The 15,484-nt window shown below is 42.3% G+C and carries 12 protein-coding genes; 10 read left to right on the top strand and 2 right to left on the bottom strand.

What is annotated here, in order from left to right; genetic code table 11:
- Positions 1–73 precede the first annotated feature (73 nt).
- A complete protein-coding gene (locus WA1_RS21795) occupies positions 74–406 on the bottom strand; it encodes a slr0373 family blue light stress response protein (protein WP_026134786.1) in 333 nt (110 codons plus the stop codon).
- A gap of 280 nt (positions 407–686) precedes the next feature.
- Here WA1_RS21795 and WA1_RS21790 point away from each other — a divergent pair, with 280 nt between their 5' ends.
- The 3 genes from WA1_RS21790 (at position 687) to WA1_RS21780 (ending at position 5,928) form a co-directional block, all read left to right on the top strand.
- The gene (locus WA1_RS21790) at positions 687–1,841 is read left to right on the top strand and encodes an NAD-dependent epimerase/dehydratase family protein (protein WP_017744575.1); all 1,155 of its coding nucleotides are present in this window, start codon (positions 687–689) and stop codon (positions 1,839–1,841) included.
- Between the two features lie 222 nt (positions 1,842–2,063).
- The gene (locus WA1_RS21785) at positions 2,064–3,176 is read left to right on the top strand and encodes a glycosyltransferase family 4 protein (protein ID WP_017744576.1); all 1,113 of its coding nucleotides are present in this window, start codon (positions 2,064–2,066) and stop codon (positions 3,174–3,176) included.
- 160 nt (positions 3,177–3,336) lie between these two features.
- The gene (locus WA1_RS21780; protein ID WP_017744577.1) at positions 3,337–5,928 is read left to right on the top strand and encodes a GAF domain-containing protein; all 2,592 of its coding nucleotides are present in this window, start codon (positions 3,337–3,339) and stop codon (positions 5,926–5,928) included.
- Positions 5,929–5,947: 19 nt separating this feature from the next.
- Here WA1_RS21780 and WA1_RS21775 read toward each other — a convergent pair whose 3' ends face one another.
- Positions 5,948–6,214: a DUF7219 family protein gene (locus WA1_RS21775; protein WP_272819196.1), complete on the bottom strand. Its 267-nt coding sequence runs from the start codon at positions 6,212–6,214 to the stop codon at positions 5,948–5,950.
- A 386-nt stretch (positions 6,215–6,600) separates the two neighbouring features.
- Between WA1_RS21775 and purC the strand changes: the two genes are divergently transcribed.
- From purC to WA1_RS21740, 7 genes are all read left to right on the top strand, one after another.
- On the top strand, positions 6,601–7,350 hold the full coding sequence (purC, locus tag WA1_RS21770; RefSeq protein WP_017744579.1) for a phosphoribosylaminoimidazolesuccinocarboxamide synthase: 750 nt from the start codon (positions 6,601–6,603) through the stop codon (positions 7,348–7,350).
- Positions 7,351–7,536: 186 nt separating this feature from the next.
- Positions 7,537–10,008, top strand: a complete 2,472-nt coding sequence (locus tag WA1_RS21765; protein WP_017744580.1) for a BamA/TamA family outer membrane protein — start codon at positions 7,537–7,539, stop codon at positions 10,006–10,008.
- A 51-nt stretch (positions 10,009–10,059) separates the two neighbouring features.
- On the top strand, positions 10,060–10,938 hold the full coding sequence (gene lpxC, locus WA1_RS21760) for a UDP-3-O-acyl-N-acetylglucosamine deacetylase (protein ID WP_066612960.1): 879 nt from the start codon (positions 10,060–10,062) through the stop codon (positions 10,936–10,938).
- 115 nt (positions 10,939–11,053) lie between these two features.
- Positions 11,054–11,584, top strand: coding sequence for a 3-hydroxyacyl-ACP dehydratase FabZ (fabZ, locus tag WA1_RS21755; protein WP_017744582.1), 531 nt, complete (start codon positions 11,054–11,056; stop codon positions 11,582–11,584).
- Positions 11,585–11,813: 229 nt separating this feature from the next.
- Positions 11,814–12,632 carry an acyl-ACP--UDP-N-acetylglucosamine O-acyltransferase gene (lpxA, locus tag WA1_RS21750; RefSeq protein ID WP_017744583.1) on the top strand — a complete coding sequence of 273 codons (819 nt, stop codon included), beginning with the start codon at positions 11,814–11,816 and terminating at the stop codon, positions 12,630–12,632.
- A gap of 134 nt (positions 12,633–12,766) precedes the next feature.
- Positions 12,767–13,930 carry a lipid-A-disaccharide synthase gene (gene lpxB / locus WA1_RS21745; RefSeq protein WP_026134787.1) on the top strand — a complete coding sequence of 388 codons (1,164 nt, stop codon included), beginning with the start codon at positions 12,767–12,769 and terminating at the stop codon, positions 13,928–13,930.
- 97 nt (positions 13,931–14,027) lie between these two features.
- Entirely contained in the window at positions 14,028–15,350 is a 1,323-nt protein-coding gene (locus tag WA1_RS21740; RefSeq protein WP_017744585.1) for a DNA cytosine methyltransferase, read from the top strand.
- Positions 15,351–15,484: the final 134 nt, after the last annotated feature.

Raw genomic sequence — 15,484 nt, 5'->3', positions numbered from 1 at the left:
AGTACAGACATCGCCAATTTAAATAAGGGGGGAGAGAATTATGAAAAATATCTCTACTATTCATAATTCCCGCCTAACAAGGAACCAACTCTTCCTCACCTTTTTGATTCGTTTCTGCCATTTCTTCAATGGAGATCCGTTCTTGACCAATTAATCCTGGCTGCTTACCAAGTGTTGCCAATTCTCCATCACGAATAACTAGCGAACTTTCACAGCTTGGGCAGGAATAAACTCTATGGGTTCTTCCATAAGAAGCTTCATCTACTAATTCTGAATGTGCCAGATAGAAAACTAGAGCGCGTTCTGCTAGCTCTGACATTGGTTCTGAGTCAACGGCTGAACGAATTTTTAGTTTCCTATGAAGTTCCGGCGACAAATACAAAGTGACCTTTTGCTTAGTTTGCATATTACTGTTTTGCGGTCTTACCCGGGTATGTATTTCACGATATCGGCTGACATTGGTGCTTGTCAACCCACCAAGACGTTTTGACGGCATTTTTGTAACATTTCTTAATGTTAAGGAATTGGGCATGGCGAATTGGGCATTGTGAAAAGCTATTAAATTCCCATTACCCCATGCCCCATGCCCATTGCCCATTGCCCATTGCCCATTGCTCAATCTTTCATGATTAGAGGTGCCACAAACCTGATAGATTTAGCTATCAGCGAGTAAAAACTTGGTGAAAATGAAAGTCCTGGTTATTGGTGGCGATGGTTATTGCGGTTGGGCAACCGCACTTTACCTTTCAAATCGAGGTTATGAAGTTGGTATTTTAGACAGTTTAGTGCGACGGCATTGGGACAACGAGTTGGGAGTAGACACTCTGACTCCGATCGCACCAATTCAACATCGAATTCAGCGCTGGTACGATTTGACAGGTAAATCTATTGACCTGTTTATTGGGGATATTACTAACTACGAGTTTTTGAGTAAAGCGCTGCACAAATTTCAGCCAGAAGCGATCGTGCATTTTGGCGAACAAAGATCTGCGCCTTATTCAATGATTGACCGCGAACACGCAGTTTTTACCCAAATCAATAACGTAGTTGGGACTTTAAACTTGTTGTATGCCATGCGGGAAGACTTCCCAGACTGTCATCTAGTAAAACTAGGGACAATGGGAGAATATGGAACACCCAATATCGATATTGAAGAAGGATACATCACAATCGAGCACAACGGGAGAAAGGATACTCTACCCTACCCCAAACAGCCCGGTTCAATGTATCATTTAAGCAAAGTTCATGACAGCCACAACATCCACTTTGCGTGTCGAATTTGGGGATTGCGAGCCACAGACCTGAATCAGGGGGTTGTTTATGGTGTTTTGACAGAAGAAACAGGCATGGATGAAATGTTGATCAACCGTCTAGATTACGATGGCGTATTCGGAACGGCACTGAATCGCTTCTGTATCCAAGCAGCTATTAAACATCCCCTAACAGTTTACGGCAAAGGCGGTCAAACTCGAGGATTCTTAGATATTCGAGATACAGTGAGGTGTGTCGAAATTGCTGTAGCCAATCCAGCACAGCCTGGTGAATTCCGCGTCTTTAACCAGTTCACCGAACTATTTAGTGTTGGCGATTTAGCAATGATGGTGAAGAAAGCTGGTAACGCACTGGGACTGAATGTGGAAATTAATCACTTAGAAAATCCCAGGGTTGAGAAAGAAGAGCATTACTTCAACGCTAAAAACACCAAGCTTTTGGATCTTGGGTTGCAACCTCATTATCTTTCTGACTCGTTACTCGATTCTCTACTGAATTTCTCCATTAAGTACCAAAATCGAGTTGATAAACACCAAATTTTGCCTAAAGTCTCTTGGCGAAGAAATTAGGGCAATCTGAAGGATGAAGTATAAAGCATCAAGTATGAAGTAGAAAAAAAGACATCTGAATTGATTGAAAGATTAGGAAAATAGATGTATACATCTATTCAAAACACAATTGGTAGATATAACCAAATTGTGTTTCTTTTTCGTTCTTTATCCTTCATCCTTTGTCCTTCATCCTTCATCCTTTAGACATGGGTTTTGTTGCCTGTACTGAAATAATTTTATATGAGAATCGCTCTATTCACTGAAACCTTTCTGCCCAAAGTAGACGGCATAGTGACACGCTTAAGTCATACCGTTGACCATCTTCAGCGTCATGGAAACCAAGTTCTAGTTATTGCTCCTGATGGTGGCATAATTGAATACAAAGGAGCTAGAGTATATGGAGTCTCAGGTTTCCCCTTACCACTTTACCCAGAGTTAAAAATGGCACTACCTCGCCCAGCAATCGGTCATACGTTAGAGGAGTTCAAGCCAGACATAATTCACGTGGTAAATCCGGCGGTTTTGGGGTTAGCTGGTATATTCCACAGCAAATACCTAAACATCCCTCTCGTTGCGTCTTACCATACACATCTACCACAGTATCTTCAACATTATGGTTTGGGAATGTTAGAAGGATTACTGTGGGAACTGCTGAAAGCATCTCACAATCAAGCATCTCTGAATTTGTGTACTTCCACAGCCATGATGCAAGAATTGACGTCACACGGTATTGAAAGGGTTTATTTATGGCAAAGAGGAGTGGATACAGAATCATTTCATCCAGACAATGTATGTCAAAAAATGCGATCGCGCCTATCGCAAAATTATCCAGAAAGTCCGTTATTACTATATGTGGGTCGTCTTTCGGCTGAAAAGGAAATTGAGCGTATCAGACCTATATTGGAAGCTATACCCGAAGCACGGTTAGCATTAGTAGGGGATGGTCCTCATCGTCAAACACTAGAGAAACACTTCGCCGGAACAAATACGCATTTTGTTGGTTATCTCGTTGGCAAAGAATTAGCTTCTGCTTTTGCAAGCGCTGATGCCTTTATTTTTCCTTCCCGTACAGAAACATTAGGATTAGTCCTTTTAGAAGCGATGGCAGCAGGGTGTCCAGTTGTTGCTGCACGTTCAGGTGGAATTCCTGATATTGTAACAGATGGGGTCAACGGGTATCTTTTTGAACCAGACGCCGATGTTCAAAGTGCTGTTGCAGCCACCATTCGTCTTCTGCAACAGCAACAAGAACGAGAAACTATCCGTCAAAATGCCCGAAAAGAGGCAGAACGTTGGGGTTGGGCAGCTGCAACACGTCAGTTACAAACTTACTATCAGAAGGTTAGTGGTTAGTGGTTAGTGGTTAGTGGTTAGTAGCTAACCACCTAAATAAATCTCTAAATAAAATTAACAACCAACAACTAACAACCAACAACTAACAACCAACAACTAACAACCAACAACTAACAACCAACAACTAACAACCAACAACTAACAACCAACCAAATATTCCATGACACTCCTAAATACTGGTAGCGTCCTGGCTACATTAACAGAACTCACTCAAGTTAACCGCACAAACGCCCTATTGCGCCGTGTCAAAGACCTATCCGTTAATGAGTTTGTTTGCTTGCTAGATTTTATAACAGCTGAATTTCAGCAGTTTCTGAGAGCCATCGAACTTATTAACAATGAAGCTCTAGAAACCATGTTAGAAAAGGTGCTAGAGGCAATTACGCTGAAAATTGGTCAAATTCTTCAAGCCCAGCATACCACAATTTTTCTTGTTGACCACGACAAAGGTCAATTATGGTCAAAAGTGCCCCAAGAGAATATTCATAAACTTTTAGAAATTCGCACGCCCATTAATGTTGGAATTCCCGGTCATGTTGCTAGTACAGGTGAATGTCTAAATATATTGGAAACCCATTCCCACCCTCTTTTTAGCCCGGAATTAGAAAAGCAAATGGGCTACAAGATACGTAATATTTTATGTATGCCCGTCTTAAGTAGCAAAAATCAAATTGTAGCAGTCGTACAACTAGCAAATAAAACAGGAGATCTTCCGTTTAATGCTGAGGATGAGGAACGCTTTCGAGATTTTGCGGCATCAATTGGTATTATCTTAGAAAGCTGCCAATCTTTTTATGTAGCTGCCCGCAATCAACGAGGTGCAACGGCTCTTTTACGTGCGACGCAAACACTGGGGCAAAGTTTAGATTTAGAAGCAACTTTGCAAATAGTGATGGAACAAGCCCGAATTTTAATGCAGGCAGACCGCAGTACGCTGTTTTTACATCGTAAAGAAATGGGGGAACTGTGGACTAAGGTGGCAGCAGCTGATGGCAAAACTATGATAGAAATTGGTATATCTGCCACTAAAGGTATTGCTGGTTATGTTGCATCTACAGGTGAAGCACTGAATATTCCTGATGCTTATAAAGATCCGCGTTTCGATCCAAGTATAGACCAAAAAACAGGGTATGTAACTCGCAATATTTTATGTTTGCCAGTCTTTAATTCTGCCAATGAACTCATTGGCGTTACACAATTAATTAACAAGCAGCAAGGTAGTTTTACAGCTTCGGATGAAGAATTTATGCGAGCTTTTAATATTCAAGCAGGAATTGCTTTGGAAAATGCCCGCCTGTTTGAAAATGTATTGCTAGAAAAACAGTATCAAAAAGATATTTTGCAAAGCCTTTCTGATGCCGTTATTTCTACAGATATGGAAGGAAGAATTGTTACTATTAATGATGCAGCACTACAGTTATTGGGATGTCCTTTACGTGAATTGAACGGTAAAAATATTAAGTATGATTGGGAACAAAATTTGATAGGTCGTTTAGTTTGGGAAGTTGTACCTATTGAGAATTTGCAATTCAGACTGCAAGATAGCCTAAAATGTGGCGCAAGACATTACGTGCCAGAACAAAGTTTAACCGTTGGGTTATATGTGGAGACTTTGTACACAGCATCTCTACAAGATTCGGCTATATCCGCACAAGAACCAGGAGTCTGCATTTTAGCAATAAGCGATCGCAATAACCCGCAAGTTTTTATTCCCTGGAATCAACCTCTTACACCCCTTTCATCCTTACTTCATGAGTCGTCAATTCAAAAAATTGACCGCAGTATTAATCTTACAGTCAACCCCTTAACAAATCCAGAAGGAGGAGTCCGAGGGGGTTTGGTGGTGTTAGAAGATATTAGCCAGGAAAAACGGATGAAAACAACAATGTACCGCTACCTGACTCCTGGTGTTGCAGAACAGGTGATGGCACTTGGGGAAGATGCTTTAATGGTGGGTGAACGTAAAGAGGTAACCATTTTATTCTCTGATATCAGAGGCTACACCACACTGACAGAAAATTTAGGAGCAGCTGAAGTGGTGTCGCTGCTGAATCAGTACTTTGAAACAATGGTTGAAGCGGTTTTTAATCATGAAGGGACATTAGATAAATTTATTGGTGATGCCTTAATGGCTGTGTTTGGTGCGCCACTCCCACTGACAGAAAATCATGCGTGGAGGGCTGTGCAATCAGCTTTGGAAATGCGGCAAAGACTGGCTGAATTTAACCGACGACGCATCATCCAAGCACAACCCCTCATTCGTATTGGCATTGGAATTAGTTCTGGGGACGTTGTTTCTGGTAACATCGGTTCCCGAAAACGAATGGACTATACCGTGATCGGAGATGGTGTAAATTTAAGTTCGCGTCTAGAAGGAGTGACTAAAGAATACGGTTGCGACATTGTATTAAGTGAATTTACTTATCAGTTGTGTAGCAACCGCATTTGGGTGCGTGAATTGGATAGGATTAGAGTCAAAGGGAAACATCAAGCCGTCAATATTTATGAATTAATTGGCGATCGTAATATGACTCTAGATGCTAACACACAAGAATTTTTGTTTTTCTACCATCAAGGACGTAGTGCTTACACGGAACGCAACTTTCAAAAAGCAATTGACTTCTTTAAATCTGCCAAAAACATCAGACCTAGAGACCAAGCTGTTAATATCCATCTAGAACGCGCTCGTAATTATCTTAATCATCTTCCCGATCGTCTGTGGGATGGCGTTTGGACAATGGTTTCTAAGTGACGCTCGTACTGGTCACTGGTCACTGGTCACTGTTATGGAATGGGTCTTCACCTATCCCCAGTTCTCTTTTTGACCGTTTCAAACTTTTCCAAAGTTCTTTTACCTGTTCGTAAGCATCCTCCGGAGGTATTTTTCCTGCAGTTTCCAAGTTACAAATATAACTTATCTTTTGGGCAAATTCCTGTAAATTGGAGTTAAAAACCAAATTTTCTGGCTTTACCTGACCGTAGTAACGCCCTCGAGGATAAAGAAAATTATCTTTACTATTGACCATTGTTTTCTCCATTGTTTGAAATTTTAAATTTTATAAGGCTTTGCAAGATCCCCGACTTCTTAAAGAAGTCGGGGATCTGAGCAAACTTAACTTATCAAAAATTATGAGATAAACCACTAGTTTGCACGTTCATGCTTGAGTGTACGATTTTATTCAACTTGGCTGGAAAACGCTGGCAAAACGTATTATTATATACGTTAATTTTTAGATTTTAGCATTTTGTTCCGTTAAAAGATATTACAAATTTTAGGATCGGGAAATACTAAACTTTTTATACTAGGGTGTAGTGCAACATTTGGTTCTGACACCTACTTCCTACTACTTACTCCCTTTAGATATAAAATGGTTTAGCTTGCAAGCATCAAAGCTGCTCATCGCTTATTCCTTAACCTTACGCCATGTCTGCTCTAACAAAATTATACGAAGGCAAAGCAAAAATCCTCTATACAACGGACGAGCCTGATATTCTACTTGCTGATTTTAAAGATGATGCGACTGCTTTCAATGCTCAAAAGCGTGGAAGTATCCAAGGAAAAGGGGAAATTAACTGTAGCATTTCCAGCAAACTTTTTCAACAACTAGAAGCAAATGGTATTAAAACCCACTACATTGACAACCCTACTCCCAATCAAATGCGGGTAAGAGCAGTCAAGATTTTGCCTATTGAAGTCGTTGTCAGGAACATTGCAGCCGGAAGCCTGTGTCAACAAACAGGATTACCATTAGGAACCGTACTCAAACAGCCGTTGGTAGAGTTCTATTACAAAAACGATCCGTTGGGAGACCCCTTGCTAACACGCGATCGCTTACTGCTGTTAGAATTAGCCACACCGGAACAAGTAGATGGTATTACCCATCTAGCATTGCAAATCAACAATTTTCTCATCAACTTTTTTAAAAGGTGTGACATTACTTTAGTAGATTTTAAACTAGAGTTTGGTTTGGACTCACAACAGCAGTTGCTGTTAGCAGATGAAATCAGCCCAGATACGTGTCGATTGTGGGATAATTCCGCCGGCGACGATCCAAATCGCCGAGTTCTTGATAAAGACCGTTTTCGTCGAGACTTGGGAAATATAGAGAATGCATATCAGGAGGTTTTACAACGAGTGCTAAAAGCAGTGGAGGGAATAGGGAGTAGGGAGTAGGGAGTAGGGGAGTAGGGGTGATAAATTTCCCCACTCCCCACTTCCCACTCCCTAGCTACTGCCTTTTGCAATTTGGCATATAAATTAGAAAGGCAAAAGTAAAAATATAGTTTTTACTTTTACTAGTCACATAAAAGCATGACTGCCTTGTGATGGTGTGTGGACGTGAAGAGGAATCTAAATAAAATGCGCTTATCCCCCTTTATATTTACAGTTGTAGCGATCGCCGCCCCGTTGGGCAATTCGCTGAGTGTGAATGCACAAACCGCTAAAGATTTAAAAACAGAACCAAAAACAGCGGTTACAGCACCTACAACAGATCCAGCGCAAGTCGTTGTTGGGGTATTCCCAGCAGTTGTACCTGGATCGGTAACAAAGCCAGAAGTTGTAGTACCAACTGTCATAACATCAAAAACTGCACAAAACCTTCAACCAACTCCAAATCCTGAGAATCAACCTACTGGAACTCAGCAACAAGCTCCCTCATCTCCCGGTACAAATACACCACAGGAGACAAACCAGCCAACTGAGGAACCAGTACAAAATAACCAACGACTGCCCAATTTTGAAAATCCACCATCGGGAACTCAGCAACAAACTCCAGTTCCAGAAACTCAGCAACAAACTCCAGTTCCAGAAACTCAGCAACAAACTCCAGCCCCAGAAACTCAGCAACAAACTCCAGTCCCAGAAACTCAGCAACAAACTCCAGCTCCAGAAACTCAGCAACAAACTCCAGACAATACGAACCCACCTACGTTTCAACAAACACCTCCTTCAACTCAACAGGAAACTCCATCAGAACAATCCCCCGCAGCCACAGAACCTCGGGTGCTTGTCTCTGAAGTGTTGATTCGATCTGAAGCAGGACAAGCGATCGCGCCAGAGTTAGAAGAACAAATCTATAGAGCAATTCGTACCCAACCAGGTAGAACCACAACTCGTACACAATTGCAAGAAGATATTAACGCCGTTTTTGCCACAGGGTTCTTCTCCAATGTTCAAGCAGTGCCAGAAGATACCCCATTAGGTGTACGGGTAAGTTTTGTGGTACAACCCAATCCAGTACTGACCAAAGTGCAACTGCAAGCCAATCCTGGTACAAATGTTGCCTCAGTACTACCAGCTGATACTACAGATAGTATATTTAAAGAGCAATATGGTAAAATCCTTAACCTGCGAGATTTACAGGAAGGTATCAAGCAACTAACCAAACGCTATCAAGACCAAGGTTATGCACTAGCGAACGTTATTGGTGCGCCTCAAGTTTCTGAAAATGGAGTTGTCACCCTGCAAGTCGCAGAAGGTGTGGTAGAAGATATTCGAGTTCAGTTCCGCAATAAGGAAGGTCAAACGACAAACGATAAGGGAGAACCAATTCGCGGACGAACACAGCCATATATTGTGACACGAGAACTACAGTTAAAGCCCGGAACCGTTTTCAACCGCAACACAGTACAAAAAGACTTGCAACGGGTATTTGGGCTGGGACTATTTGAAGATGTGAATGTTTCCCTCGATCCCGGTACAGACCCCAGCAGAGTGGATGTCGTGGTCAACGTTGTTGAACGCAATAGCGGTTCTATTGCAGCAGGTGCTGGTATCAGTTCTGCGAGTGGATTATTTGGTACTGTAAGCTATCAGCAGCAAAACCTAAATGGACGAAATCAAAAACTGGGTACTGAGGTACAGATAGGACAAAGAGAATTGTTATTTGACCTCCGCTTTACAGATCCTTGGATCGCTGGTGACCCTTACCGCACTTCTTACACAGCCAATATTTTCCGCCGGAGATCGATTTCATTAATCTTTGAAGGCGACGATCAAGATATCGAAACTGTTGAAAACGTTAATGACCCCAATGAGGACGGTGATAACCCCCGTGTTGTACGCTTGGGAGGCGGTATTAACTTTACCCGTCCTTTGTCTAGAAATCCATATGAAAGATCGGAATGGACAGCATCAGCTGGTTTGCAATACCAGAGAGTGACTATTAAAGATAGTGATGGGGAGACTATAAGACTGGGACGCCTTGAAAACACTAATGAATTTGTTGATCTGAGCGAATCTGGAAAAGGGAAAGACGATTTACTGCTCTTGCAATTAGGAGTCGCACGCGATCTGAGAAATAATCCCTTACAACCCACAAATGGTTCTTTCCTGCGCTTTGGTGTTGACCAATCTGTACCCGTAGGATTGGGAACTATTTTCCTCACAAGATTGCGCGGTAGCTATAGCAAGTACTTACCCATTGATTTTACAAACTTTACCAAAGGACCGGAAACTCTCGCTTTTAACGTTCAAGCAGGAACGATATTTGGCGATTTACCGCCCTATGAAGCTTTTTCCCTTGGTGGTAGTAACTCTGTACGGGGTTATGAAGAAGGCGGCTTGGGTAGCGGACGCAGTTTTGTCCAAGCATCAGTTGAGTATCGCTTCCCCGTATTCTCTGTAGTGAGTGGTGCCTTATTTTTTGATGTTGGTAGCGATTTAGGAACCAGTACTAGGTCAGCGGAGTTGTTGAATAAAGATGGTAGTGGTATCGGCTTTGGTGTTGGGGTGCGAGTGCAATCTCCTTTAGGACCCATTCGTATTGACTACGGTGTTAACGGTGACGGTGATAGCCGCATTAACTTTGGTATTGGGGAAAGGTTCTGATTTGGTCACTGGTCACTGGTCACTGGTCACTGGTAATTAGCAATTAAAAAAATGCAACATACTTTAGCAGGCGAAATCAACCAAACTGGAGTGGGGCTGCATAGCGGTATCTCAACCCAAGTTCGCATACGACCAACTGATGTGGGTAGCGGACGCTACTTTGTGAGAGTAGATTTGCCCGATACTCCGATAATTCCAGCACAAGTGGCTGCAGTCAATCAAACTGTTCTTTCTACGCAGTTAGGTAAGGGTGAAGCTCATGTTCGCACGGTGGAACATTTACTGGCATCTCTTATTGCCATGGGAGTGGATAATGCCCGGATTGAGATTGATGGTCCGGAGGTTCCGCTTTTGGATGGTTCGGCAAAGGTGTGGGCAACTGCGATCGCATCTGTAGGCTTAGCATCACAACCTTCAGGCGAGGACAAAGTTCTTCCTATTTTGGAAGATCCCATTTGGGTGCGTCAGGGCGATGCTTTTGTTTGTGCCTATCCATCAGCAGAAACACGGTTTACTTATGGTATTGATTTTGACGTAGAAGCAATTGGTAATCAATGGTACAGTTGGTCGCCAGGTAGCGAGAAGCCGGGTACGGCTTTTTCCCAAGGCGATCCCACAAATTTTGCCGAAAGTTTTTTAACTGAAATTGCCCCAGCTCGCACTTTTGGGTTGCTACATCAAATTGAACAATTACAACAATCAGGTTTAATTAAAGGTGGAAGCTTAGATAATGCTCTCGTTTGCGGACCGGAAGGTTGGCTAAATCCACCACTAAGATTTGCAAATGAGCCAGTACGTCATAAAATCTTGGATTTAGTAGGAGATTTGAGTTTGCTAGGTATCTTCCCCCGTGCTCATGTCTTAGCATACAAAGCCAGCCATAATTTACACATTCAACTGGCACAGAAAATTTTGGATTTTGGATTTTAGATTTTAGATTGGTCTCAAATCCAAAATCCAAAATCTAAAATCCAAAATTTCTTGGGGGAGGGTCAGATCGAGCACCTACTAACATAACCAAAATATAAAATCAACAGCAGGAGCAATGACAACCGTCACCGAACAAGCGAATACCATTGATGTTCCCACACCAGTATCTACTGACCAGTCGGATAATTCCAGCACAAACAAAACTGACTCCAAAGTCGTTTTTACAGTAGAAGACATCCATAAACTTCTACCTCATCGATATCCGTTTGCGCTTGTCGATCGGATTATCGACTATCTTCCAGGAAAACGAGCTGTGGGTATAAAAAACGTCACGTTTAATGAACCCCACTTTCAAGGGCATTTTCCAGGACAGCCGATTATGCCAGGAGTGCTCATCGTAGAAGCCATGGCACAAGTCGGTGGTGTTGTTCTCACTCAACTTCACGAAATGGAAGGTGGGCTTTTTTTATTTGCTGGCATAGATAAAGTGCGCTTCCGCCGTCAAGTTGTACCGGGAGATCAACTAGTCATGACAGTGGAACTGTTGTGGGTAAAACAGCGTCGTTTCGGTAAGATGCAAGCGCGCGCTGAAGTTGACGGTCAGCTTGCTGCTGAAGGCGAACTCATGTTTTCCCTATCAACCTAAAAGCTTGCTTTTATTGGAAGGCACGACCGTGACGTGCCTTTCTTGAGTCCCATTAAGGATATCAATAAAGGAAACAAGCTACAACAGCATCCTGCTCAACTTTTGACGCCCTCACACTCTCCTCTAGCTAATCTCACACTTTAGCTACCACTCGAACTACCTAATCTTACGTGCAGACGCGCCATTGCGTGTCTGGACACAGCACTCAAGACTTTTCTGGAGAGCACCCTTGAAAACGCTAATTCATCCTACTGCTGTCATTCATCCTAATTCAGAATTGCACCCCACGGTGCAAGTCGGTGCGTATGCTGTGATTGGAGGGCATGTCAAAGTTGGTCCCGAAACCGTAATCGGCGCTCATGCCGTATTAGAAGGACCATTAGAAATTGGGGCACGAAATCAAATTTTTCCGGGTGCCGTTATTGGCATGGAACCTCAAGATTTAAAATATGCCGGCGAATACAGCTGGGTCAAAATAGGAAACGATAACTCAATTAGAGAATACGTCACAATTAATAAAGCAACTGGTGCGGGTGAAGAAACTCGCATTGGTAACGGTAACCTGCTCATGGCTTATGTCCATGTAGGTCATAACTGTGTTATTGAAGATTCTGTGATAATTGCCAACTCCGTTGCTTTAGCAGGACACGTCCATATAGAGTCACGTGCAAGACTCAGTGGAGTGTTGGGAGTCCATCAATTTGTGCATATAGGAAGTCTCGCAATGGTGGGAGGCATGGCACGTATTGACCGAGATGTGCCTCCATATATGTTAGTAGAGGGAAATCCGGCGCGGATACGCACTCTCAATCTTGTAGGACTTAAACGCTCTGGAATGGATCTTAATGAGTTCCAAATCCTCAAGAAAGCTTTTCGCATTCTCTATCGTTCTGAGTTGACGTTTAAGGAAGCCATAGAACAGCTCGAAGATCTGGGAGAAACCTCAGAGTTAAAGCATTTGCGTCGCTTCCTCCTCCTTTCCCAAATGCCAGGAAGACGTGGCTTGGTTCCAGGTAAAGGGAAAGCTGCTGGTAGTGATGAATCTTGAGAAAAGGAGGGAGTGAGGAAGTGAGGGAGTCAGGGAATGAGGAAGCAGAGGTAATTCCCAATCCCCAATCCCCAATTCCCCAATCCCCAATCCCCACTCCCCACTCCCCACTCCCCACTCCCCACTCCCCTCATATGCGTATATTTATCAGTACCGGAGAAGTGTCTGGTGACTTGCAAGGATCGCTACTCATCTGGGCACTTCAACAACAAGCTGCAACCATAGGATTGTCACTGGAAATTGTGGCACTTGGTGGTGAAAAAATGGCATCCACAGGAGCCACTTTACTGGGAAATACCACCCACATTGGTTCCTTTGGTCTTATAGAATCGTTACGCTTTGTTCTCCCAACACTTCAAATTCAGCGACAGGCAATTGCTTACCTCAAGCAACATCCACCAGATTTAGTGGTGCTTATCGATTATATGGGACCTAATTTGGGCATTGGCAGCTATATTCGCCGTCATTTGCCACAAGTCCCTATCGTTTATTACATTGCACCACAAGTATGGGTAGCCTCGATTACACCTCGCGATACAGAAAGGATTATTGGGGTTAGTGACAAGGTGCTTGCTATTTTTCCACAAGAAGCTCGTTACTTCCAAGATAAAGGAGCAAACGTAACTTGGGTAGGTCATCCTCTTATAGATAGAATCAAAAATTTTCCAAGTCGTGACGTAGCGCGGACTGAGTTAGGAGTTGTAGGTGATACCATTAATGTTGCTCTTATTCCTGCTTCCCGCTATCAAGAGCTTAAGTATCTCCTACCAGTGATGTTTCAAGCAGCACGGGAAATCCAATCCAAATTGCCACAAGTCCATTTTTGGATTCCCTTGTCTTTGGAAATATACCGGAAACCTATTGAAAAAGCAATACAACAGTTTGGCCTACAAGCGACTGTAGTATCTGGTAAACAACAACAAGTGCTGGCATCTGCTGACTTGGCAATTACCAAGTGCGGTACTGTCAACTTGGAATTGGCTTTATTAAATATACCGCAAGTCGTTTTATACCGTCTTAATTCGTTGACTTACTGGGTGGCTCGAAACATCTTCAAAATTTCTGTCCCCTTTGCTTCGCCTGTCAACTTGGTAGTTATGAGGTCAATTGTACCGGAGTTTATCCAAGAAACCGCAACTCCGGAAAATCTGACTGCAGCAGCCATGGAATTGTTGCTCAATCAAGAACGCAAGCAGCAAATGCAAGCAGATTATCAGGTTATGAGGCAGTCTTTAGGTGAAGTTGGAGTGTGCGATCGCGCTGCTAAAGAAATTTTGCAAATGCTACCAAATCTTTAAAATTCGATTTTAGGCTTTGGAGTAAACTAGTACCTATGTTTTATTTTAAAGACACTACAATTGATGTCTCTTAGTGTTTTATACCTAAAATCCACGATTGTTATTCTCAGAATCTCAAACCCTAAGCCCGGACTCTCAAATCCTCAGCCGTCCCATTGCTGTGGATTTATTTGCTGGTGCTGGGGGTATGACACTTGGTTTTGAGCAAGCAGGATTTGATGTGCTGGCGTCTGTTGAAATCGATCCAATTCATTGTGCAGTACACGAATTTAATTTTCCTTTTTGGAAAATTTTTTGTAAAAGTATTGCTGATATTAGAGCAAAAGAAATCAGAGCTAACTCCTGTATTGGCGATCGCGAAATAGACGTGGTCTTTGGTGGACCGCCATGTCAGGGATTTTCCTTGATAGGCAAACGTGTTTTTGACGATCCTCGTAATGCTTTAATCTCTCATTACATAAGATTAGTTTTAGAATTACAACCTAAGTTTTTTGTTTTAGAAAATGTTAAAGGAATGACTGTTGGCAAGCATCAAGAATTTATTTCAATAATCATTAATGAATTTGAAGAACATGGCTATCAAGTTTGCCAAGAATATAAAGTCTTAAATGCGTCTGAATATGGAGTTCCACAAAATCGGGAAAGATTATTTTTGCTAGGTAGTCGTCAGGGTTTAGAGTTACCAAAGTATCCAAACCCAATAACTAAACCCGTTAAATCAAATAAAGCTTATTTCAATAATCAACTTCCAACAAGCCCTACAGTTTGGGATGCGATCGGGGACTTACCTGAAGTAGAAAACTACATAGAACTTTTTGAACAAGATTGGGCGATCGCAAATTTTGGAAAACCCAGTCATTATGGAAAACATCTTCGCGGTTTTGTGTCTGCAAATAATGACTATTCCTATCCACGTCAATATGATTCTCGAATACTCACCTCAAGTTTAAGAACAAAACATTCTTTAGAATCTATCAAAAGATTTGAATCTACTCCATATGGTAAAACAGAATCTGTAAGCCGCTTTCTTAAACTCGATCCACAAGGAATTTGTAACACTTTAAGAGCTGGAACTCCAAGTAACAGAGGAGCATTTACTTCGGCTCGACCAATTCACCCATTTACCCCAAGATGCATTACAGTACGTGAAGCTGCACGTTTACATTCCTATCCAGATTGGTTTAGATTTCATAAAACGAAATGGCATGGATTTCGACAAGTAGGAAACTCTGTTCCACCTTTGTTAGCAAAAGCAGTAGCATCAGAAATTATCAAAGCTCTCAGTTTATTTTCTGAGAAGCCTCGAGTTGTACAAAAGCTAGGGCATAAAAAATTCTTGATGTTTGATATGTCCCAAGCTGCTCATTATTATGGTGTTGACCCACATATCATAGAGCCAAGAACGAAAAATTTAAGGTGATTCATACCAAATCCGGTTGATCTATTTCATGCTCAATATAGGTTTTGATTGCGTTGTTGATTATAATTTCCGCAGCAGTTCTAAAACTAGGTGACGTTGGGGTACCTGGTGCCACCTCACTGTCCTGCTTTTCA

The sequence above is a fragment of the Scytonema hofmannii PCC 7110 genome (genome assembly GCF_000346485.2).
GTDB classification, from domain to species: Bacteria; Cyanobacteriota; Cyanobacteriia; order Cyanobacteriales; family Nostocaceae; genus Scytonema; species Scytonema hofmannii.
This window is presented reverse-complemented; position numbering and strand designations above follow the sequence as displayed.